Raw genomic sequence first — 19264 nt, forward strand, 5'->3', positions numbered from 1 at the left:
ATGGGCAGAGTCCGCCAAAATGGAAAGAGTGCAGTGGCGAAGGGCGCTAAGCGGGTCGAAGCTCCTGACACAAGGGTGTCAGGAGCTGTGTTACGCGAAGCCAGGCCGCCTGCTCAATTGAACCACAGCGCGAAGGTCAAAAACCCACCGCCACCGAACTGGCGCTGGATCTGGTCGAACTCGCCGCTGGTCACGATCTCACCGCTCTCGAGGTAGGGCGCGATGGCCGGGCCGGTAATCGACAGCACGAGGTCGAAAGGCTTCGGTTCTTCGAAGAAACGCTTCATGTTGATGCCCTGGCCGGTGCTGGCCGTGATGCGGAAATGCGGCAGCAGCTTGCGGCCTTCCAAAAGGTCTTCGGCCATGGTCAGAGTGGCGAGCCAGGCCTCGACCTGCTCCTCGCCGACTTCGAGCCCGGTGAGCGGGTTCTCGCCCTTCTGCTGCGGTCCCGGCAGCCATTCGCGGTCATTGTCGGTCTCGGCGCGGATCGCCTTCCAGTCCTCGCGCGACAGCCGGATGATTTCGAGCAGATGGCGGCGCGCCGCTTGACGGCGCTCGGGCTCGACCACCGACCAGTTGACGAGGTGAACCATGGAGATGAAATCCGCGATGCGCCATTCCGATGAGAAGATGCTGCTGCCCATGTCGCCGGCGGGAGGCACGAGAATGTCCTGCAGCGGCAGTTTGGCGCGCGGAAACAGCATGTGGAACGAGCCGTCGAACATGGTCCTGAAATCATGCGCCAGCCAGAAATCGGCCTGCGCCATCAGGAATTCGGCATAGCCCTGCAGCCAGAAACCGTCGGCGCGGTCGAAGCGGAATGTGAGCGAGGAAGCGGCGCCGTCCGACGAGATACCGCCGCGCGACAGCGAGGCCATGATGGCGGCCATGCTTTCATCCGGCGCGATGGCGCCGTCTTCGTTGAGATCGATGCCGGCATGGGTGAGGTCGACGACCATGCCGATATCGGCATCGGCGGGTACCGAGCCCAGAGTGGCCGCGGATGTCTCCAGCCGGTCGCGGAAGGCGACCAGAATGGCGCGGAACTGCTCATAGGTCAGCGGTTCGGGATCGGGATTGTCCGGAATCGGCAGCCGCATCAGCGGCAGCATGAAGGATTGCGGGCTTTCGAACCCGTGGCGGTGCAGACCGCCGGCGAGGATTTCCAGCGCGGTGAAGAATTCGCCGGCGCCGGCGGCATAGGCTGACGCCGGATCGCCTTTCGCTGCAGACTCAAGCGTTGTGAGCGCACGGTTGCGCTCGGTCACCGTTTTGGCCTCGAACAAAGCGGTTGCCGCTTCGGGCGCGGCGGCGCGGGCCGAAGATAGCGGCAGCAACAGGAGGAAGGCGGACGCCAGCAGGCCTGCAAAACGTGTCATCTCATCCCTCCACTATGCGATGCGCAGACATTACACGCATTTGGCGCCGTGTCTGCCGGCGGCAGTGTTTCAAGGACTGACGGTCGACACTTCCCGAGCAGACCGTCTACACAAGCTAACCGATTGGGCAAACGATTGGGCGTCGCGTGTCGAATTATCCGCTTTCCTACAAACTGTCATGGCTGCCGCGCTTCCTGAAACCGTCTCTCGGCGGCGATGTCAGGGATTTTGCACCGAGGGCGGCGACGACGATCATCGATCCGCCGCCGGGGCGGAAGGTGCGGCTGGCCTTTGTCGGCGATATTTCGGCGGTGGCCAACCGTAGTGCGCCGGAGTGCGATCCGGAGATCGCAAAGCTCTTGGGCTCCGCCGATCTGGTGATCGGCAATTGCGAAAGTCCGGTCGTCGAGCGGCCGAGCGTGGCGTTTGGCACGCGGCTTGGCACTCACCATGCGATGAGCGAGCGGTTTCTTGCCGCGGCGCTTGCCGCCGTAGGCATCGCGCGCGAAAGGCTCGTGCTGTCGCTGGCCAACAACCATGTGCTCGACCAGGGCGTCGCCGGTTTCGACGAGACGGCTGCGGCGCTGAAGCGGCTTGGCATCCGCACCATCGGCACCGCGAAAAAAGGACCGGTCGAGCAGGTCAAGGCCGGGCCGCTGACGATCGGCTTTGCCGCCTTCACACTGTGGCGCAATGCCGACGCCGCAGTTTTCAATGAGCGTGTGTCGATGCAAAGCGATCCGGCGGCATGGCCGAGAGGCGCGGCCGACAAGAACATCGACCTCACCTGTGCGGTGCCGCACTGGGACTGGGAGTTCCGGCATTTTCCGCAGCCGCAAACGCAAACGCTGGCGAGGTTGCTGGCCGGTCACGGCGTGGGGCTGATTGCCGGGCACCACGCCCATGTCGTGCAGCCGGTGCAATGGGTCGGCAAGACGCTCGTGGCTTACGGGCTTGGCGACTTCCTCGGCACGGCGCTGGCGCGGCAGCCCTGGCCCGGCCGCATCGCCGGCATTTTCGTCGTCGATGTCAGCGCAGATCTCGGCAAGCGCGGCGCGATCGGCGGCTACCGGATGCATGCCTTCATGCGGTTGCGCGCAGGCGGGCATGAGCGGCTGGTTCCGGTCGAGGCGCTGACTGGCCGGATGAAGGGCAAGGTCGAAGCCAGGCTGAAGGCGATCTTTGGCGACTGACCACTTTCCCGCTATTATAGGCATAAACGGACTTTGCGAGGGGGCGATGGAAGCAGCTGAGTTCATGCCTGATGAAGCGGTGGTCGCCGGCATCAGGAAGAATATCGAGATCTATGAGGCTGGACGGGCTTCGGCCTACCGCCAGGTGCGCTGGCGGGTGCCGGTGTTTCTGGGGCTGCTGCTGGTTTTTGTCGTGCTGGTGGCCTGGCTGTTCAACAAGGTCGCCGACTTGAACGAGCAATGGTTCTCGACGCCGCATGTGTTCCTCTATGTCGGCGGTTTCTTCGCGGCGCTGCTGCTGTACTTCCTGGCGATCAGGCCGGCGACGCGGCTGCAGCAATCGTTCCGTGACACGCTGCTGCCGATCATCTTCGGCTTCATCAGGGATGTGCGCTATCAGCACAGCGTGACGCCGAATTCCTTCGACCGGCTGCCGCGCGCCGTGGTCGGCGCCTTCAACCGGCAGAGCTTCGACGACATCGTATCAGGCCGCTACGAGGATTTCCGTTCGAGCTCTACGAGGCGGAGTTGCGCCAAGGGTCGGGCAAAGGCTCGTCGACGGTCTTCAAGGGCGTCGTCGTCGCCTTCGAGACCATTGCGCCGTTCCCCGGCATATTGGTCGCGACGCGCCGCAGCAACGCGGTGGTCGGTTTCTTCCGCGGCATCTTCGCCGGCAAGATGGAGGAACTGTCCAGCGGCGATCCGCTGCTCGACGGCGACTACGAATTTCGCACCGACAATGTCGCCGCCGCGCAGCCGCTGGTGAGCGGCCGGCTGGCGCAGGCGCTGAAATGGCTGCACGAGACATGGCGCGATGATCCGGCGCGGGTGGCACTTAATGGCAGCGATGGTTTCCTGCTCTTGCCGCAGCCGAAGAATTTCTTCGAACTGCCCGCCATTTCCGTGCCGCTCGATTACACCAAGCACATCGCGCCGATGATCGCCGATATGGGCGCGATCTTGGCGACCGCGGCGCTGGTGCGCAAGATCGGCGCGACGGATGGCGAGGCCTAAAGCGCCGCGCGTCGAAACGAATTCATGCGACGCGCTTCAGGTCTTGTTTTCATGCATATCGTTGCCCCAAAACGGCGGTCCTGTTTGGGCGCATGCATTAGCCAGGCTGCCGCGCCTCAGCAGTCGAAGCCGTAGTTCTGGCGGTAATATTCGACGTCTTCTTGCGCCATCGTCTTGAACATCACGCAGACGGTGAAGCTGCCTACCTGGCGACCGTTTCTGGTGTAGCCCCAGTCGGAAATATCGTCCCGGTTGAATTCGAGTTCCTGGCCGGCCACGACATTGTGCACCGCTTGCGGCTCATTGGCCAATGTTCCTGCAAAGCCGGTCGCGGTCTTGTGGAAGGGGATGATCCAGAAATGCTCCGAGGCGTCTCCGTCCCTGACCTCGACTTTCAATTTGTAGCTGGTTGTCCCGGCTGGCGGCGCATCCGACAAGGACAGGAATTCATCGAGGCTGGCGCGCGCCTGCGCAATGGCCGCCGCCATGTCCGGATCGTCCCTGGCGACGCCTACAACCTTGTCGCCGCCCTGGCCGGAATCCTGCGCACCGGCCGGAATCGGCGCCAAGGCCAGCACCAGGGACAGCACGGTTCGAACTGCATGCTTCATGAAATGGCGCTCCTGCGTGTCGATGCCTGACACCATCATGCATCTATCTGGAGTTTTCAACGGCAGTGCGACAGCGTGGTATGGTCCGAACGGCAGGCCGCTCACAACCCGCTCGGCACCAGCCCCGCCAGCCAGTTCGCGGACCGCTTGGCAATGCCGACCGTTGCCGACGCGACGCGGCCGAGATCTGTCTTGACCACGGCGTAGCCGTTCCTGGTGCGGTAGAGCACGCCTGTTCCGCCATCGACCACTTGCTCGTAGGCGACGGGCCGTACCGCTGCTGCCTCCATGGCCGTCGTCGGGGAGCCGACGGGAACGCTCGGCCGATGGCTCAGTTCCGGCGGCAACGGGGTTTGGACATTCCGGCTGGCCGGCTTCAGTTCCGGGCGGGATGCGGCCGCCGCCAGTTGCGAAGAAGACGCCGACCCCTTGCTGCGGCAGATGCCAGAGACCAGCGGATAGTCGAAGTTCTTCTGGTGCAGCATCTGGCTTTTCATCGCCGCTTCGCAGTCGGCGATAGTCGCCCACTTCGCCGGCGTCTCGCCGATATATTCGCAAAGCTTGGCGTCGCAGTCGCAGCCGACAATGGTCATGGCGACAAGGGCGGTCTTGATCACGGTCTTGTCCTTCGGATTGCCCCCCGGCAGCCAGTCCTTCCATCGCGCGCGAACAAGGCGGGATTTTGGCCGCGATCACGCGATGAGCCGGGGGATGCGTTTTTCGGGTACGGCTCACTATAGGTGGATTTCGAGACACCCGGTAGCAGATAGGGCGGGAGCGTGATGCATTTGCAGGAAGAAGCCTGAATAAATCTTGTCGGCTATGGCCGCGACAACTGTTTCTTGGCCCGGTTTTCTACTACGATACTCACGGGCGATACAACAATATAGGAGGGGTTTGTCATGGGAAGAATTGTCCGGTCCGCCGAGCCTGTGCCGAAAAGGGATTCAACGCTCGAGGGCATTCCAGGCGATGCTCCGCTCGGCGTCGACGATGACAAGCAAGAAGATCAAGGATCGAAAGGCGGCGACGGCTATCTCGACCGGGTTGCGAAGTACGTGCCTGCCGAAGTCGTGGCATTTTTCATCTTCGTCAACTCCATCCTGGTCAATGCCACTGAGCAGCCGGTTGCCAAGGCGTTGACCGATGCGGTGGCGGAAGAGACCAAAGGCGATCCGGGGGACATTCCGGGTAAGGTGCAGGCAGCCATCTATAAGATTGAAATGGCCGGTATCAGCGTCTGGACCATTTCATGGATCATGTTGATCGTCGCGCTGGCGATGACGCCGGTGTATCTGAAATCGGTCAGCGATTCAGCCGACAATGCGGAGGCTCCGGGAGCCAACATCGTCATGTCGATGCTCGCCTTCCCATTCTGGGCCTATGCCGTCAACGCGCTGGCCCTCAGGCCATGGCATGACGGTGCGCTGGCCAGCATCATGCTCGCCACCTTCACGCTCATCAGCGGCGCCATACGGCCGGAATATATAAACGCTGGCCTCAATTTGATCCCGGGCATCGGCCCGAAGAAGTAGCTCGGCCCGCCGGGCAGGCCGCGTGCAGGGCGCGTCTTCAGTCGGAGAGGTGTTCCAGCCTGGCGCCTGCTTCGAACAGCGCCGGCAGCACGATGTGCAGCTTGCGCACGGCGACGATCAGCCGGTGCGACGGGTGGCCGGATCGATCGGAACCGGTTGGCTGAACGGCGTGCGGGAGCCTTTGGGCGGAGCGAAGTCCGCCGCCGAAACACGGTGAGGATGATCGCGTCGTTGCCACCGATCTCGACGAAGGACACGCCTCTGTCGATCAGGCGCGGGATCATGTCGGTGAATTGCTGACCGCGCCTGGTGATGAAGTGGTGCCGTCAGCGCCGAAATCGCGTTCCAGCAAAGTATCGGCTTCTTACGCGTCGCTTCGCCGACCGGACCCTTGGCCCAAAAGACAGTCGGCGCCGGGATTTCTCCCAGCGCCTCCCTGTCAGATCAGGACACGGTCGCGGCAGCAACTTCCGTAAAGTCGTCGCGCCATGCCGGCCTTGATTTTGACGGTCCTGCCAGTCACCGCCCGAGGGCAGTGCCCGTTCCAGACCACGCCGTTCTCCACCCTTGCGAGCTTCGTTCGGCGCGCCATCGAAGGTTTTCGCCGTCCTTCATGGCAGCATCGGTCCGCCGTTGGCGTTCGCACGCTTTCCGCGGCCCCGTAGGTCTCGGCATCCGTCCCTCGAACAAGCAAGCCTGCTCTCGCTTCGGGCCGTACGGGCCTCAGGAAATCCGCCTTTTCGCTTTGCCTTTCGGCGTGGCGATCGGTAGCCGCCTGAGATGAGTTAAACTTACGCCGGGTAAGGGTTTTGGGGAATGGGCGTGAGCCTGTGGATAACGGGATTATCGGGGACGGTTTGCCACAAAGCTCGGAATTTCGACTCCAGCTGCATTAGACAGCCCGCCCGCTTTTTGGCGCCTGATCGGCTGTGCCCCTTGCTCCGCCGGCTGGCGCGGGCTTCAATGCAGGCAAAGCATCGAGCCTATCGGCTCGGTGCGGGGAGGGTGCGCATTGAAAGTCGGGGTGGTGCTCAATCCGATTGCCGGCGGCGGCCGGCTGAAACGGCATTGGCCGGAGGTGGCTGCTTCGCTGAAAAAGCATTTCGGCGAATTCGAGCTGCGCGAGACGCAGGCCGAGGGCGACGCCGAAAGGCTGGCGCTCGACCTCGCGGCAAGCGGCTTCGAGCTGGTGATCGCGGCCGGCGGCGACGGCACCGCCAGCGAAGTGGCCGACGGATTGCTGCAGGCTTTCGATGAGAGCGGCCGGACAACCGAACTTGCCTTGCTGCCTTGCGGCACCGGCATCGATTTCGCGCGCGGGCTCGGGCTGCCGAAAGAGGTGGATGCGGTGCTGAAGCGGATCGCCGAAGCCAAGGCGCGCGAGGTCGATGCAGGGCGCATCTGCTACATCGACGACCATGGCGCGCTGGCCAGCCGGCACTTCATCAATATCGCCAGCCTCGGCCTATCCGGCGCCACGGACCGTGCGGTCAATGCCGACAAGCGCAAGGGCAGGATGTCGGCCAAGGCGCTGTTTTTCTGGCGCACCGTGGTCGAGTTCATCCGCTACCGCTTCCAGGACGTCAGGATCACCGTCGACGATGGCACCCCGGTCGAGGCGCGCATGGCGCTGGTGGCGGTCGCCAACGGAAAGTTCTTCGGCGGCGGCATGATGATCGCCCCGGACGCCGAACTCGCCGACGGCCAGTTCGACATCGTCATCCTGCGCGCGGCCGGCAAGCTGAAGCTGATCTGGGATATTCGGCTGCTCTATGGCGGCCGGCACCGCAACCATCCGGCCATCACCATATTGCGTGGCCGGAAAGTGGTGGTCGAACCTATCGGCGATGTCGAGAAGAACGGCGCGCTGGTCGACATAGATGGCGAGTCGCCGGGGCGTATACCCGCGACGTTTGAGATCCTGCCCGGAGCGCTGACGCTGAGATATTGAATCAAGGCGTTGAGGGATTGATTCAGGTGGTTTGAGCGGCGATTCCGGCGAACCGGCCAAAGGCCTGAAATCGCAGGACATATTTACCCGGCTTAGCTTTCCAGCTTGGCTGGGAAACCGGGCGCGCGCAGATCCATGTCGACGGCATCCTCGAGCAGTTTGACGATCTGGGTCGACCAGGCGCCGCCGCCATATTCCTGTTTGCCCATCAGGAAAATCTCACTCACAAGCGGCGCCAGTTGGAGTGGCAGTCTGAACTCTCTGCCCATCGCAAGCGCAAAGCCGAGGTCCTTCAGTGCCAGGTCCATGGTGAAGCCAATGTCGTAGGAGCCGTTGAGGATGAGCTGGCTTTCGGTCTCATGGACGAAGCTGTTGCCGGAGGAGGCGACGATGGCGTGGTAGGATTGCGCGAGGTCGAGGCCGCCTTGCTTGGCCAACATCAGCGCCTCGCCGGCGGCGACGAGATGGATGAAGGCCAGCATGTTGGTGATCACCTTGATCACCGCCGCGGAGCCGACCGGACCCATCAGGAACGACTTTGCGCACATCGCTTCGATGGCCGGACGATGGCGCTCGTAAAGCGCAGCATCGCCGCCGACAAGCGCGGTGATCTTTCCGACCGCGGCCAGATGCACGCCGCCGGTGACCGGGCACTCCAGCGTCTCGATGCCTTTGGCCGCGGCGAGGGCGGCGAGGCGCAGGATCTCGTCGCGGCCGTTGGTCGACATCTCGATCCAGGAGCCGCCCCTGGGCAGACCCTCGAGCAGGCCGCCGGCATTAGCCAGCACCGCTTCGCTGACCTTGGGCGAGGGCAGGCAAGTAATGGCATTGCCGGCCTGTGCCGCCGCTTCGGCCGGGCTGGTCGCGGCCGTGGCGCCGAGCGCCACGAGGCGCTCGACGGCGGCGGGGTCGCGGTCGAAGACGATGACGACAAAACCGTTGCGCAACAGGCTGGCGGCAAGGTTGCCGCCGAGATGGCCAAGGCCGATGAAGGCGTAGCGTTCGCTCACGGCATCAGCGGCGTTTGCATCATCTGCAAATGCAGGTCCTTGCCGGTGTAGGGATGCGCGTCGCAGACCGCTTCGTCCAGCTCGACGCCGAGGCCCGGCTCCTTCGATGGAATGACATTGCCGTCCTGCCATTCGATCTTCTTCTTGAGCAGTGTCGCGTGGAAGCCGTCCCACTGCTTCAGCGATTCCAGGATGAGGAAATTGGGCAGCGTCACCGCCAGCTGGATGTTGGCGGCCCCAACGATCGGCCCACAATAGCAGTGCGGCGCGATCTGGATGTGGTATGCCTCGGCCATGGCGGCGATCTTCTTGGTTTCGAGAATGCCGCCGGAACGGCCAAGGTCCGGTTGCAGGATGGTGGCGGCGCGGTTCTCGATGATTCGGGCGAATTCGAACTTGGTCGTCAACCGCTCGCCGGTGGCGATCGGGATCGACGTGCCTCGCGCCACCTGAGCCATCACTTCGGGCATGTCGGGCGGCACCGGCTCTTCGAACCACAAGGGATCGTAGGGCTCGATGGCGCGTGCCATGCGCAGCGCACCCGATGCGGTGAACTGGCCATGCGTGCCGAACAGAATATCGGCGCGGGTGCCGACCGCTTGGCGGATCGCCTTGACCATGCGGGTGGAGGCATCGATGTCGATCAGGCGCGGCTGGTGGCCGTCGAAGGCGGTGTAGGGGCCTGCCGGGTCGAGCTTGACGGCGTTGAACCCCTGCTCGACATATTCGAGCGCGCAGGCGGCCGCCAATTCGGGGTCATTGTAGACGTTCCGGCCGTCCGGCGCGTCCTCCGAATGGACGCTGCCGGTGTGCGGATAGAGATAGGTGTAGGAGCGCAGCGTCTCGTGCACCTGGCCGCCGAGCAGTTTGTAGACCGGCTTGTCGGCTTCCTTGCCGACAATGTCCCAGCAGGCCATTTCCAGCGCCGAGAAACAGCCCATGCCGGTAACGTCGGGGCGCTGGGTAAATCCTGAGGAATAGGCGCGGCGGAAGAAGGTCTCGATGTCATGCGGATCGTGGCCGATCAGGTAACGCTCGGCCATGTCCTCGACCAGCTTGGCCGTTATGTGAGCCGAGAAGGTGGCGTTGTAGGCCTCCCCATAACCGACCACGCCGCCATCGGTGGTCAGCTTGACGAATATGAAATACTTGCCGCCGATGCCCGGCGGCGGGTTGCCGACTACCCAGGTCTTGACGTCGGTGATCTTCATTCTTGGTCCTCCAGAACCAGTTCGGCGCCCTTCCATCCGGTCATGACCGAGGCGGCGTTGGTGTTGCCGGTGATGTTGGCGGGAAAGATCGAGGCGTCTATGACGCGCAGACCTTCGAGCCCGTGCACTTTCAGGCGCGGGTCGACGACGGCGGCCCCGGCGTCCGGCCCCATGCGGCAGGTCGAGACCGGGTGATAGACGGTGCCCGAGCGCTTCCTGAAATCCTGGATCAGGTCGGCATCCGATTGGATCGATGGGCCCGGCAAAACCTCCTCAGTGATGATCTCGGCCATGGCGGGCATCGAGGCTATCTTGCGCACGAATTTCACCGCCGCCAGCATCTCGTCGACATCGGCGTTGGTGGAATAAGCGTTGGCGACGATCCTGGGATAGTCCAGCGGATTGCTGGAGCGGATCATGATCTCGCCGCGGCTGGACGGGCGGCAGTTGGAGAGGCCGATGGAAAAGCCCGGCCACGGATCTGGCGTCAGGATCGGCCGCTCGCCGCTCTTCGGAATGACGGTCGAGAAAGCCTGGAAATAAAGCTGCATGTTGGGGCGCGAAAACGCCGGGTCGGTTCGGAAGAAGCCGCCGCCATGGTTCATCGACAGCGACAGCGGGCCGGAGCGGGTGAGGATGTACTGCATGCCGACCAGCAGCTTGCCCCACCAGGGCCGCAGGATTTGGTTGAGCGTCGGCACGTTTCCCTTGAAGGTATAGTTGATGCCGACATGGTCCTGCAGATGCGCGCCGACATTTTCGTTGGCGTGGACGACCGGGATGCCAAGCCCCTTGAGCAGTGACGAGGGGCCGACGCCGGACAGTTGCAAGAGCTGCGGCGAGTTGATCGAGCCGGCGGACAGGATGACTTCGCGGCCGGCCCGCGCCGTCTTGGTCTCGCCGTTCTGCAGATATTCGATGCCGACGGCTCGCTTGCCCTCGAACAGGATCCTGCTCGCCAGCGCATTCGTCTCGACGCGGACGTTTTTGCGCTTCATCGCGGGGCGCAGGAAGGCGCGCACGGCCGACATGCGGCGGCCGTTTTTGGTGGAGATCTGGTAGGTGCCGACGCCTTCCTGGGCGGCACCGTTGAAGTCGGGGTTGAGCGGCAGCCCGGCTTGCTGGCCGGCGGCGAGGTAGCGCCTGGTCAGCGGATGGACGGCGTTCGTGGTGTCGGTGATATGCAGCGGCCCGCCGGTGCCGCGCCATCTATCGGCGCCCGCCTCATTGTCCTCAAGCGCCTTGAAGCCCGGCAACAGATCGTCATAACCCCAACCGGGATTGCCGGCATCGCGCCAGTCATCAAAATCCTCGCGCGCGCCTCGGATCCAGACCATGGCGTTGATCGAGCTTGAGCCGCCAAGCAGCTTGCCGCGCGGCCAATGGTCGACATTGCCGGCAAGGCCGGGGTCCGGCTCGGGCTTGTAGTTCCAGTTGACCGCGGGGTCGAAGAAAGTCTTGCCGTAGCCAAGCGGCATCTGGACATAGAAGCGGCGGTCGCTGCCGCCGGCTTCCAGCACCAGCACGGAGTAACGGCCGGAAGCCGACAGCCTGTCGGCGAGAACCGATCCGGCTGAGCCGGAGCCGACGATGATGAAGTCATAGGTCTGCATGATTGGTGTTGGCGGCTCCGCAAAACTGAGCGCAGCCTATCCGCGACGGCTTGGCCGCGCCCCTGCGGCTTCCGGCATGGCTTGTGAAAAAAGCGACCGTGAGACGCCTGGTCGGAAAAGCCACCATGGAACCGACATTGCGCCGGGAGCCTCGCCCGTCGCGTTGACCTCTTGGGTCCATGACGCTACGGGATCAAGGGCTATCGCTTCAGGGGAATCTCGGATGGTGCATTACGCGGACGGACGGCCGATCGGTGATCTGACCTTGCGTACGCTCGCCATGCCGGCCGATGCAAATGCGGCCGGCGACATCTTTGGCGGCTGGGTGATGGCGCAGATGGATCTTGCCTGCGGCATCCGTGCGGCCGAGCGGGCCAAGGGCCGCGTGGTGACGGCGGCGGTCAAGGAAATGTCCTTCGCCAAGGCGATGAAGATCGGCGACACGCTGTGCATCTACACCCATGTCGAGCGCGTCGGCCGCACCTCCATGACGCTCAAGGTCGAGGCCTGGGCGCAACGCTACCTCTCCGACCTGATGGAGAAGGTCACCTACGCCGATTTCGTCATGGTGGCGCTGGATAGCGACGGCAAGCCGAAGCCGATTCCAACCGAAAGTTGACATCGTCGATTCTGCCAAGCTTGCGCTTATGTAACATCCCCCGCGCGGGCGATGCGCTGCGCGACATCCAATGGTTGCCTTCACATCCGATTCTGCGGGCGGCGGAGGGAAGACAATGCGTCAACACATGCTGAACGGCTGGCTCGTGGCGGCCCTCGTCGCGGTGATCTGCCTGCTTGGCACGACCGCTTATACCGAGATCAGGAAAGAGCTTCCAAGCGTTGCCTGCACGCACGACCGGACCGTTGGCAACGAGCGGACTGCCCAGCGGTCTGCAAGGGTAGAGACGTGCGGCGCAGTGTGTTGCAGCAACCCTGCGTCAAAGGCCTGAGGGCCCGTCAGCGGAAGACCTCGTCAGCCTCAAAATGATGATGCGCCGGCGAACGAAACGCTGCAGCTATGTCGCCATGGCGTGACCAACGATGCAAGGGCGGATCCAGTTAAACCCGGGTACGCGTCGTCGACGGCAAAATCCGTAAACTATTTCTGGGCAACGGTTTTCAGGCGTGCACGCCATCGAATCTTTCACGCGCCGCCTGGACCCGCGAGGTGTTCTTCCGCGCCCATTCGCCGAGCGCGCCGACCGGCACCAGCAGCTCATGGCCGAGCTCCGTCAGCTCATAGTCGACGCGTGGCGGGATGGTCGGGAACACGGTTCGGGTGACGAAGCCGTCGCGCTCAAGACCGCGCAAGGTGGTGGTCAGCATCTTCTGCGAAATGCCGCCGACAGCGGCGCGCAACTCATTGAAACGCAGCGGTCCGCCGCCCAGCTTGCCGACGACCAGAACGGTCCATTTGTCGCCGACGCGCTGCAGGATTTCCGAGACGGCGCGGCAGTCTTCGGTGTTGTGCGGGTGCCTCAGTAACATAACGGTGCCTCCTTGCGCTGCCATTTGTCAGTATCTCATATAGCGCCGGTATCCAAACGATACCAGCTTTTGCATATATGGAGAGCCCCATGTCCAAGCCCAAAATCGCCATCGTCGTCGGTTCGACACGCGCCGCGCGTTTCGCCGATGTGCCCGCCCAGTGGATCGCCAAGATCGCGAAATCCCATGCCGACATCGACGTCGAGACCGTCGACCTGCGCGACTGGCCGCTGCCCTTCTTCGACGAGGTCGCCTCGTCCGCCTGGGCGCCGTCGCAGAACGAAGTTGCCCAGCGCTGGCAAAAGAAGGTCGCCGAATTCGACGGCTTCATCTTCACCGCCGCCGAATACAACCATGGCCCGACGGCCGTGCTGAAGAACGCCATCGATTACGCCGCCAATGAATGGAACAAGAAGCCGGCCGGTTTCGTCGGCTATGGCAGCGTCGGCGGCTCGCGCGCTGTCGAACATTTGCGTCTTGCCGCGGTCGAATTGCAGATGGCGCCGGTCAAATCCGCCGTTCACATTGCCTGGAGCGATTTCCTGGCGGTGCGCCAGGGCGAGAAGAAGCTCGAGGAGATCGAGCATCTGAACCAGGCTGCCACGGCGCTGGTCAACGACGTTGCCTGGTGGGCCCGCGTGCTCAAGGCAGCGCGTCAGGCCGACGCGATTGCCGGCGAAGCCCAGGCGGCCTGAGCCTTATCCTCCCAAGGACCGATGATTTTTCCAAAGGGCGGCGTTTGCGCCGCCCTTTTTCATTCACGTGAAGAGGCGCTCTCGGCTCCCTTGGCCGGATGGTGGAGTCGGACCGGCAAGGTCGCGCTGATGCCTTGACGATCCCGCGCGAAGGATCGCCGCCTGTCACAGCCAACCGCCGGAAAACCCGGCCCGGCGCAGTCCTGTGGTGATGGCCGGCACGCGGCGCATCAATCGCCACAGGAAGTCGGACCGGTAGTTCTCGATCATCAGGGCGATCGGCCCCTGGTTGATGCCGACATGGTCCGGCGATACCCAACCGCAGGCGCGGCCGTCGTCGGCAGCGATCGTCGGGTTGAAGCTCGCGGTGAAGCCGTAAGGGTTGCCGTCGCGCAGGTCCATCTCGTGGAAATGGCGCAGCGCCGGCAGCACGATTTCCGGCGCAAAAGGCAAGGAGGCGATTGCCGCCCATGGCGACAGCGTGCCGTCATCGGGGCCAAACGGTGCGCCGCGGGCGAGATAACCGAAGAAGCGGCGTCCATCGGCTCGCCGCGCGATCGGACCTGGGCCGTCGCTGGCGGTGACGCCCCAGCAATTCTCGCCATAGCCCGCGAACCCCCTCGGATTGCGGATTGCGTAATCGCGCTGCAGATACGTCGCCTGGCGGCTGTTTTCGAAATAGTCCCGGTCGTGATCGCGCATGAAGGCATCGCGGATGTCGCGAAAATCGATCCAGATATGCGAGAACTGGTGGATGAAAAGCGGGCCGGCATAGACCACCTCGCGGCCGTAGATGGTCTTCCATTTGTAAGTGGACAGCCAGGCCGCGTAGCTCTCGGGAGTTAGCGAGTGGGTCGGCGAACCGAGACCCAGGACGTACAGGATCAGCGCCTCGTCAAATCCTTCCCAGCGGTAGCGGAGAAAGCCTTTTCCAGGCCGCCAGCCATGGGTGACGGTGGCGCCGCCGTTCTGCGCCCAGCGCCAGTCGGCACGGCGGTAGAGCGCATCGGCAAGCTGGCGGATTTCCAGTTCGAGCTCATCGTCCTCGTCGAAATAAGCGCCGGCGGCCAGAACACCGGCAAGCAAAAGGGCGGTATCGATCGTGGACAGTTCGCAATTCCAGACGCGGCGGCCGGTCTTCATGTCGAGGAAATGATAGTAGAAACCTTTGTAGCCGGTGGCATCGGGCTCCGGCCCGTGCGGGGCGTTCCAGAAGAAGCGAAGCGTGGCGAGCGTCCGCTCGATTGCGGCATCGCGCGTCATGAAACCGCGCTCGACACCGACGGGATAGGACGACAAAGCGAGCCCGACGGCGGCTATGCTGGCAGGCGACGCCTGCGTGTTGCGGTCGGCGACTAGGCCGTTGGCAGGGTTGGCCTCGTTGAGAAAATACTCGAAGGACAGGCGCTGGATATCTTGGAGAAGCTCGTCGTTTAGCGCGTGTTCGTTCGATGCATCCATGACAATCGATATAGAGGCTTTGGCTGCTTTTGCCATTCGTCCAGCGGATCAATCATGGGTGAGGGCAGGCTGGGGCCGATAGCGAAAGGCGCTGCCGACGCACCGAATTCAAATCGAGGGGCTGCGAAGATCGGTTGGACCGCCATATGCACGGCCCTGCCATCTGGCCTGGCCGTCCTCCCCTGATATATCCGGCTGCGATCCATCACATGAGCATGCCCCGTGAAGTTACCCAGCCCGTCAGGCGTCGTTTCCCCCATGACCCCGGTGCTGGTCTGTGCACTTGCGATCTTCCTTCTGTCCGCCATGGATGCGGCGATGAAAATCCTGGTGATCGCCGTCGGTGTCTACAACACGGTGCTGTGGCGAAGCATGCTTGCGAGCGTGGTCGCGGGCACGGCCTGGGCGGCGGGGCCGCGTTCCCTTCCCACGCCTTCCGTGCTGCGGCTACACGCGCTGCGCGCCGTGGGTCGTGGGCATCGTTCTGCTGTCGTTCTTCTGGGGCCTTGCCAGATTGCCGCTGGCGGATGGGATCGGGCTTAGTTTCGTCGCGCCGCTGTTCGCTCTCCTGCTGGCGGCGCTGCTTTTGGGCGAACGCATACAGCGCCAGGCGATCTGGGCGTCGCTGGCGGGCATCGCCGGCGTCGTCATCATCATGGCCGGACAGTTCGGGCAAGGGAATTATACCGGGGATGCCCTGCTTGGCACGGTGGCAGTGCTCGCATCGACGGTGTTCTACGCCTACAATCTGATCCTCTCGCGGCGGCAGGCGCTGGTGGCCAAGCCAGTCGAGATCATGCTGTTCCAGAACCTGTGCGTTGCCGCCGTCCTTCTCCCCGCCGCTCCCTGGCTCGCGGTTGCCCTGCCGGGCAATCTCTGGCTTCCGCTGGCCGGGGTGACGGCGCTGTCGCTCTCCGGCCAGTTCCTGATGAGCTGGTCCTACGCGCGGGCCGAAGCGCAATATCTGATCCCGACGGAGTATTCCGCCTTCATCTGGGCGATCGTGTTTGGCTGGCTGTTCTTCGACGAGGCGGCGACCTGGACCACGCTGGCTGGAGCGGCCCTGATCGTGGCCAGTTGCCTGATCGCCTCGCGCTCCAATCCGAAGCTTGCCGAACCGATCGAAGCCGCGGTCTGAGCGCGCTATTCGCTTTGACGGCAGAGCGTCAACGCACCACTTCGCGATGGCCGCTGGGCAGCCGGGTGGCGATCAGCTTGTCGATGCGGCGGCCGTCGAGGTCGACGACCTCGAAACGCCAGCCTTGCGCGTCGACGCATTCGCCGGTCGCCGGCAGATGGTGCATGTGCGACAGCACATAACCGGCGACGGTCTCGTAATCCCGATTTTCCGGCAGGTCGATACCGAGAACGTCAGCCATCTCGTCGGCTTGCATGTATCCCGCGAGCAGCCATGAGCCGTCCTCGCGCTTGACGGCGTTTTCCTCGTCGCCGGCGTCGGTATCGGCCCGGAAGACGCCGGTGATGGCCTCGAGAATGTCGGCAGGTGTGACGATCCCTTCGAAATGGCCGTATTCGTCATGCACCAGCGCCATCGGCACGTCGGATTCCTTCAGCTTCTGCAGCACATCCAGCGCGTCGGCCTGGTCGTAGACGATGGGGGCGGCGCGCACATGCTTGCGCGGATCGAGTGCGCGGCCGGCGAGCAGGGCGGCCAGCACGTCGCGCGTCTGAACAACGCCAACCATGACGTCGACCCCGCCATCGCCGGCCGGGAGGCGCGAATGCTGGGTCTCCATCAAGAGCTTGCGGATGGCGCCCTCATCGGACTGCAAATTGATCCAGTCGACCTCGGTGCGCGGCGTCATCACGGCGCGCACGGCGCGATCGCCGAGCCGCATGACGCCGGCGATCATGCGCCGCTCGTCGGATTCGATGGTGCCGTGATGCTCGGCCTCGGCGACCAGCATCTTGATCTCTTCGTCGGTGACCTTCTCCTCGCTCTCGCCGCGCTGGCCAAGCAGCCACAATATGGCGCGGCCGGAAATGTCGAGCAGGAACACCAGCGGCGCGGAGACGGTGGCTAGGATGGTCATTGCAGGCGCCGCGCGGGCGGCAACGCGCTCGGGATCGCGCAGCGCGATCTGCTTGGGCACCAGCTCGCCGACGATCAGCGAGAAATAGGTGATGATGGCGACGACGATCCCGACGCCGAGCGGGTCGGCGATGTTTTCGCGCATGCCGGTCGAGGCCAGGTACACCGAAAGCCTGTCGCCCAGCGTGGCGCCGGAGAAGGCGCCCGACAGCACGCCGACCAGAGTGATGCCGATCTGCACCGACGACAGGAATTTGCCGGGATTGGAGCCGAGCGTCAGCGCACGCCCGGCGCCATTGACGCCGCGGTCGATCATCGCCTTGAGCCGCGCCGGGCGCGACGACACGATGGCGAGCTCGGACATCGACAGAAGGCCGTTCACACAGATGAGGACGACCACGGTGGCGATTTCGACGTATAGCATCAGGGCTCAATAGCATTGCGGCGGGCCGCAGGAAAATAGTCCGCGATGATTTTTGGGAAATGACGGTGGTTCAGGGGAATTGCCTGAGCACCCCGACAAGAGTCTTGCCGTCGGTGAAATAGGGATCGCCGCCGCCGTTGCGTCCGGTCCTGGTGGCGCCGATGCCCGGGATGTCGCTCGCCGAGGTCACCATGCCGGCCGCCGACAGGTCGTGGATCACGAGATCGCGCTCGGCGTCGATGTCAGGGGCGATATGGTGGGTAATGGCGCCGGTATCGTGGCTGAGACCAACGCCGCGGTCGAAGCTGGCCGAGCCCATCCAGAGCGTTCGGCCGTCGTCGCCGGTCGCATCGCTGCGCCAGAAGCGGACATGATGGCGCCGGTCGGCGCTGCCGCCGACCGGCTTTTCGAAGGCGAGATCCTGGGCGCGGCCTTCGAACAGCAGCCGGCTGACCGGGGCGTCAGGATAGGGATGGTCGAACAGCACGCTCTCACCGATTTCGATCGCGGTCTTTAGCGTCACGCCATCGGCCGTATCCCATCCGGTCATGGCGAAGGCATGGACCATCTCTTTTTCGGTACCGACAAGGCCGATATTGATCGGGTCGCCGGGAATGCCTTGCGGCGTGTGTGTCACCATCTCGAAAGTCTGCGTGCGAAAGCCGCGGTCGCGAACCGTCCAGAATTCCGGCGCAGCGACATAGGCGAGGGCCAGCCAGACCGCCAGAAGAGCGGCGAGCCAGGTCAATGCGCGTCGTTGCAGGCTTCGTCGGCTCATGAAAGCGGCTCGATCCGTGCGGTATCTGTGCCTGACGGACCCTGGAAATCAATGGCCAGCGGCGAGCAGCCGTTCTATCGTCGGCCATCGTTTTTGCGGGGGGTGAGCAGGAATGGATAAGAAGCCGGTGGGTCGCAGCTCGATGGCATTGACCGCGGACCTTGTCGCAAGGGTCGAGCGTGTCGAACCGGATCCGGGTCCCGAGCCCGGAACAACCGAGCATACAGACGCGGAGTTCGATAGTCTTGTCGAGCAACTTCTGTCGGAGCATCGGCCTGAAGCGCTATGGGTCTTTGCCTACGGGTCGCTGATCTGGAACCCCGAATTTGCCCATGTCGAGCAGCGCCCGGCCACGGCGCCAGGATGGCACCGCTCGTTCTGCCTGACGCTGACCCGTTGGCGCGGAACCCGTGATTTGCCGGCGCTGATGCTGGCGCTCGATCGAGGCGGCAGCTGCAACGGCATCGTCTATCGGCTGCCCGCGGAAGACCATGTCGGGCAACTTGGCCAGTTGATGCGCCGCGAGATCGATGCCAATCCGCCGACTAACGTGCCATGCTGGATCAAGGTCAAGACCAAGGATGGGCCGTTGCGGGCCTTGGCTTTCGTCGCCGCGCCAGACGGCAGGGCCTATGCGGGCCGGCTGCCATTGGAGCAGGTTGCCGACACGCTGGCGCGGGCTGCCGGGCATTGGGGCTCGTCGGCTCAATACCTGTTCCGAACCGTCAGCAAGTTGGAAGAGAGCGGTATCCGCGACAGGAACCTTTGGCGCATCCAGGATCTGGTGGCCCAGCAAATCATCGCTTCCACCAGGAACGCCAATCCCGACTGATTTCTGAACGGTGAAA

17 protein-coding genes and 2 pseudogenes are annotated in these 19264 nt (G+C 63.6%); 8 read left to right on the forward strand and 11 right to left on the reverse strand.

Translation table 11 applies throughout. The features are described from left to right. Positions 1-113 precede the first annotated feature (113 nt). On the reverse strand, positions 114-1379 hold the full coding sequence (locus NKJ58_RS11155; protein WP_023751232.1) for a hypothetical protein: 1266 nt from the start codon (positions 1377-1379) through the stop codon (positions 114-116). A 146-nt stretch (positions 1380-1525) separates the two neighbouring features. On the opposite strand from NKJ58_RS11155, the gene NKJ58_RS11160 reads away from it, so the two are divergent. Continuing rightward, positions 1526-2572, forward strand: coding sequence for a CapA family protein (locus NKJ58_RS11160; RefSeq protein ID WP_352497563.1), 1047 nt, complete (start codon positions 1526-1528; stop codon positions 2570-2572). 46 nt (positions 2573-2618) lie between these two features. Continuing rightward, a pseudogene (locus NKJ58_RS11165) lies at positions 2619-3586 on the forward strand (hypothetical protein). A gap of 116 nt (positions 3587-3702) precedes the next feature. On the opposite strand, the gene NKJ58_RS11170 reads toward NKJ58_RS11165, so the two are convergent. Next, positions 3703-4197, reverse strand: a complete 495-nt coding sequence (locus tag NKJ58_RS11170) for a YegJ family protein (RefSeq protein WP_023691555.1) — start codon at positions 4195-4197, stop codon at positions 3703-3705. A gap of 101 nt (positions 4198-4298) precedes the next feature. Beyond that, positions 4299-4814: a hypothetical protein gene (locus tag NKJ58_RS11175; RefSeq protein WP_023672002.1), complete on the reverse strand. Its 516-nt coding sequence runs from the start codon at positions 4812-4814 to the stop codon at positions 4299-4301. A 285-nt stretch (positions 4815-5099) separates the two neighbouring features. On the opposite strand from NKJ58_RS11175, the gene NKJ58_RS11180 reads away from it, so the two are divergent. Beyond that, a complete protein-coding gene (locus NKJ58_RS11180; protein ID WP_023807272.1) occupies positions 5100-5732 on the forward strand; it encodes a hypothetical protein in 633 nt (210 codons plus the stop codon). A 37-nt stretch (positions 5733-5769) separates the two neighbouring features. Here NKJ58_RS11180 and NKJ58_RS11185 read toward each other — a convergent pair whose 3' ends face one another. Further along, positions 5770-5970 carry a hypothetical protein gene (locus NKJ58_RS11185; protein ID WP_023672000.1) on the reverse strand — a complete coding sequence of 67 codons (201 nt, stop codon included), beginning with the start codon at positions 5968-5970 and terminating at the stop codon, positions 5770-5772. 774 nt (positions 5971-6744) lie between these two features. Between NKJ58_RS11185 and NKJ58_RS11190 the strand changes: the two genes are divergently transcribed. Continuing rightward, positions 6745-7683: a diacylglycerol/lipid kinase family protein gene (locus NKJ58_RS11190; RefSeq protein ID WP_352853108.1), complete on the forward strand. Its 939-nt coding sequence runs from the start codon at positions 6745-6747 to the stop codon at positions 7681-7683. A gap of 92 nt (positions 7684-7775) precedes the next feature. On the opposite strand, the gene NKJ58_RS11195 is transcribed toward NKJ58_RS11190, so the two are convergent. The 3 genes from NKJ58_RS11195 to NKJ58_RS11205 are packed head-to-tail and all read right to left on the reverse strand — an operon-like array spanning position 7776 to position 11517. Continuing rightward, positions 7776-8693, reverse strand: a complete 918-nt coding sequence (locus NKJ58_RS11195; protein ID WP_023683741.1) for an NAD(P)-dependent oxidoreductase — start codon at positions 8691-8693, stop codon at positions 7776-7778. After that, positions 8690-9904, reverse strand: a complete 1215-nt coding sequence (locus NKJ58_RS11200; protein WP_352518274.1) for a mandelate racemase/muconate lactonizing enzyme family protein — start codon at positions 9902-9904, stop codon at positions 8690-8692. Before NKJ58_RS11200 ends, NKJ58_RS11195 begins: the two co-directional genes overlap by 4 nt. Next, entirely contained in the window at positions 9901-11517 is a 1617-nt protein-coding gene (locus NKJ58_RS11205; RefSeq protein WP_023705881.1) for a GMC family oxidoreductase, read from the reverse strand. Before NKJ58_RS11205 ends, NKJ58_RS11200 begins: the two co-directional genes overlap by 4 nt. Positions 11518-11740: 223 nt before the next feature. Between NKJ58_RS11205 and NKJ58_RS11210 the strand changes: the two genes are divergently transcribed. Continuing rightward, the gene (locus NKJ58_RS11210) at positions 11741-12136 is read left to right on the forward strand and encodes an acyl-CoA thioesterase (protein ID WP_023741089.1); all 396 of its coding nucleotides are present in this window, start codon (positions 11741-11743) and stop codon (positions 12134-12136) included. 500 nt (positions 12137-12636) lie between these two features. Here the strand turns inward: NKJ58_RS11210 and NKJ58_RS11215 are convergent, their stop codons facing one another. Next, positions 12637-13005 (reverse strand): winged helix-turn-helix transcriptional regulator, encoded by a 369-nt coding sequence (locus tag NKJ58_RS11215; RefSeq protein ID WP_023683744.1) that lies wholly within the window; start codon positions 13003-13005, stop codon positions 12637-12639. Between the two features lie 89 nt (positions 13006-13094). On the opposite strand from NKJ58_RS11215, the gene NKJ58_RS11220 reads away from it, so the two are divergent. Continuing rightward, the gene (locus NKJ58_RS11220; RefSeq protein WP_023671992.1) at positions 13095-13700 is read left to right on the forward strand and encodes an NADPH-dependent FMN reductase; all 606 of its coding nucleotides are present in this window, start codon (positions 13095-13097) and stop codon (positions 13698-13700) included. 165 nt (positions 13701-13865) lie between these two features. On the opposite strand, the gene NKJ58_RS11225 is transcribed toward NKJ58_RS11220, so the two are convergent. Beyond that, positions 13866-15161: a glucoamylase family protein gene (locus tag NKJ58_RS11225; RefSeq protein ID WP_023733329.1), complete on the reverse strand. Its 1296-nt coding sequence runs from the start codon at positions 15159-15161 to the stop codon at positions 13866-13868. Between the two features lie 215 nt (positions 15162-15376). Here NKJ58_RS11225 and NKJ58_RS11235 point away from each other — a divergent pair. Then, positions 15377-16299, forward strand: a pseudogene (locus NKJ58_RS11235) (DMT family transporter). Between the two features lie 28 nt (positions 16300-16327). Here NKJ58_RS11235 and NKJ58_RS11240 read toward each other — a convergent pair. Continuing rightward, positions 16328-17638: a hemolysin family protein gene (locus NKJ58_RS11240; RefSeq protein WP_023683747.1), complete on the reverse strand. Its 1311-nt coding sequence runs from the start codon at positions 17636-17638 to the stop codon at positions 16328-16330. A 70-nt stretch (positions 17639-17708) separates the two neighbouring features. Then, positions 17709-18416, reverse strand: a complete 708-nt coding sequence (locus NKJ58_RS11245) for an LssY C-terminal domain-containing protein (RefSeq protein WP_352443337.1) — start codon at positions 18414-18416, stop codon at positions 17709-17711. A gap of 112 nt (positions 18417-18528) precedes the next feature. Here NKJ58_RS11245 and NKJ58_RS11250 point away from each other — a divergent pair, with 112 nt between their 5' ends. Continuing rightward, positions 18529-19248: a gamma-glutamylcyclotransferase gene (locus tag NKJ58_RS11250; RefSeq protein WP_023705875.1), complete on the forward strand. Its 720-nt coding sequence runs from the start codon at positions 18529-18531 to the stop codon at positions 19246-19248. Positions 19249-19264 lie beyond the last annotated feature (16 nt).

The organism is Mesorhizobium sp. M0139 (assembly GCF_040322455.1).
Taxonomy (GTDB): domain Bacteria; phylum Pseudomonadota; class Alphaproteobacteria; order Rhizobiales; family Rhizobiaceae; genus Mesorhizobium.

Bases quoted from the DNA above. Each gene is read 5' to 3' on its own strand.
- NKJ58_RS11155 (WP_023751232.1), bottom strand. From the start codon at position 1,379: ATGACACGTTTTGCAGGCCTGCTGGCGTCCGCCTTCCTCCTGTTGCTG.
- NKJ58_RS11170 (WP_023691555.1), bottom strand. From the start codon at position 4,197: ATGAAGCATGCAGTTCGAACCGTGCTGTCCCTGGTGCTGGCCTTGGCG.
- NKJ58_RS11180 (WP_023807272.1), top strand. From the start codon at position 5,100: ATGGGAAGAATTGTCCGGTCCGCCGAGCCTGTGCCGAAAAGGGATTCA.
- NKJ58_RS11200 (WP_352518274.1), bottom strand. From the start codon at position 9,904: ATGAAGATCACCGACGTCAAGACCTGGGTAGTCGGCAACCCGCCGCCG.
- NKJ58_RS11205 (WP_023705881.1), bottom strand. From the start codon at position 11,517: ATGCAGACCTATGACTTCATCATCGTCGGCTCCGGCTCAGCCGGATCG.
- NKJ58_RS11210 (WP_023741089.1), top strand. From the start codon at position 11,741: ATGGTGCATTACGCGGACGGACGGCCGATCGGTGATCTGACCTTGCGT.
- NKJ58_RS11215 (WP_023683744.1), bottom strand. From the start codon at position 13,005: ATGTTACTGAGGCACCCGCACAACACCGAAGACTGCCGCGCCGTCTCG.
- NKJ58_RS11220 (WP_023671992.1), top strand. From the start codon at position 13,095: ATGTCCAAGCCCAAAATCGCCATCGTCGTCGGTTCGACACGCGCCGCG.
- NKJ58_RS11225 (WP_023733329.1), bottom strand. From the start codon at position 15,161: ATGGATGCATCGAACGAACACGCGCTAAACGACGAGCTTCTCCAAGAT.
- NKJ58_RS11240 (WP_023683747.1), bottom strand. From the start codon at position 17,638: ATGCTATACGTCGAAATCGCCACCGTGGTCGTCCTCATCTGTGTGAAC.
- NKJ58_RS11245 (WP_352443337.1), bottom strand. From the start codon at position 18,416: ATGAGCCGACGAAGCCTGCAACGACGCGCATTGACCTGGCTCGCCGCT.
- NKJ58_RS11250 (WP_023705875.1), top strand. From the start codon at position 18,529: ATGGATAAGAAGCCGGTGGGTCGCAGCTCGATGGCATTGACCGCGGAC.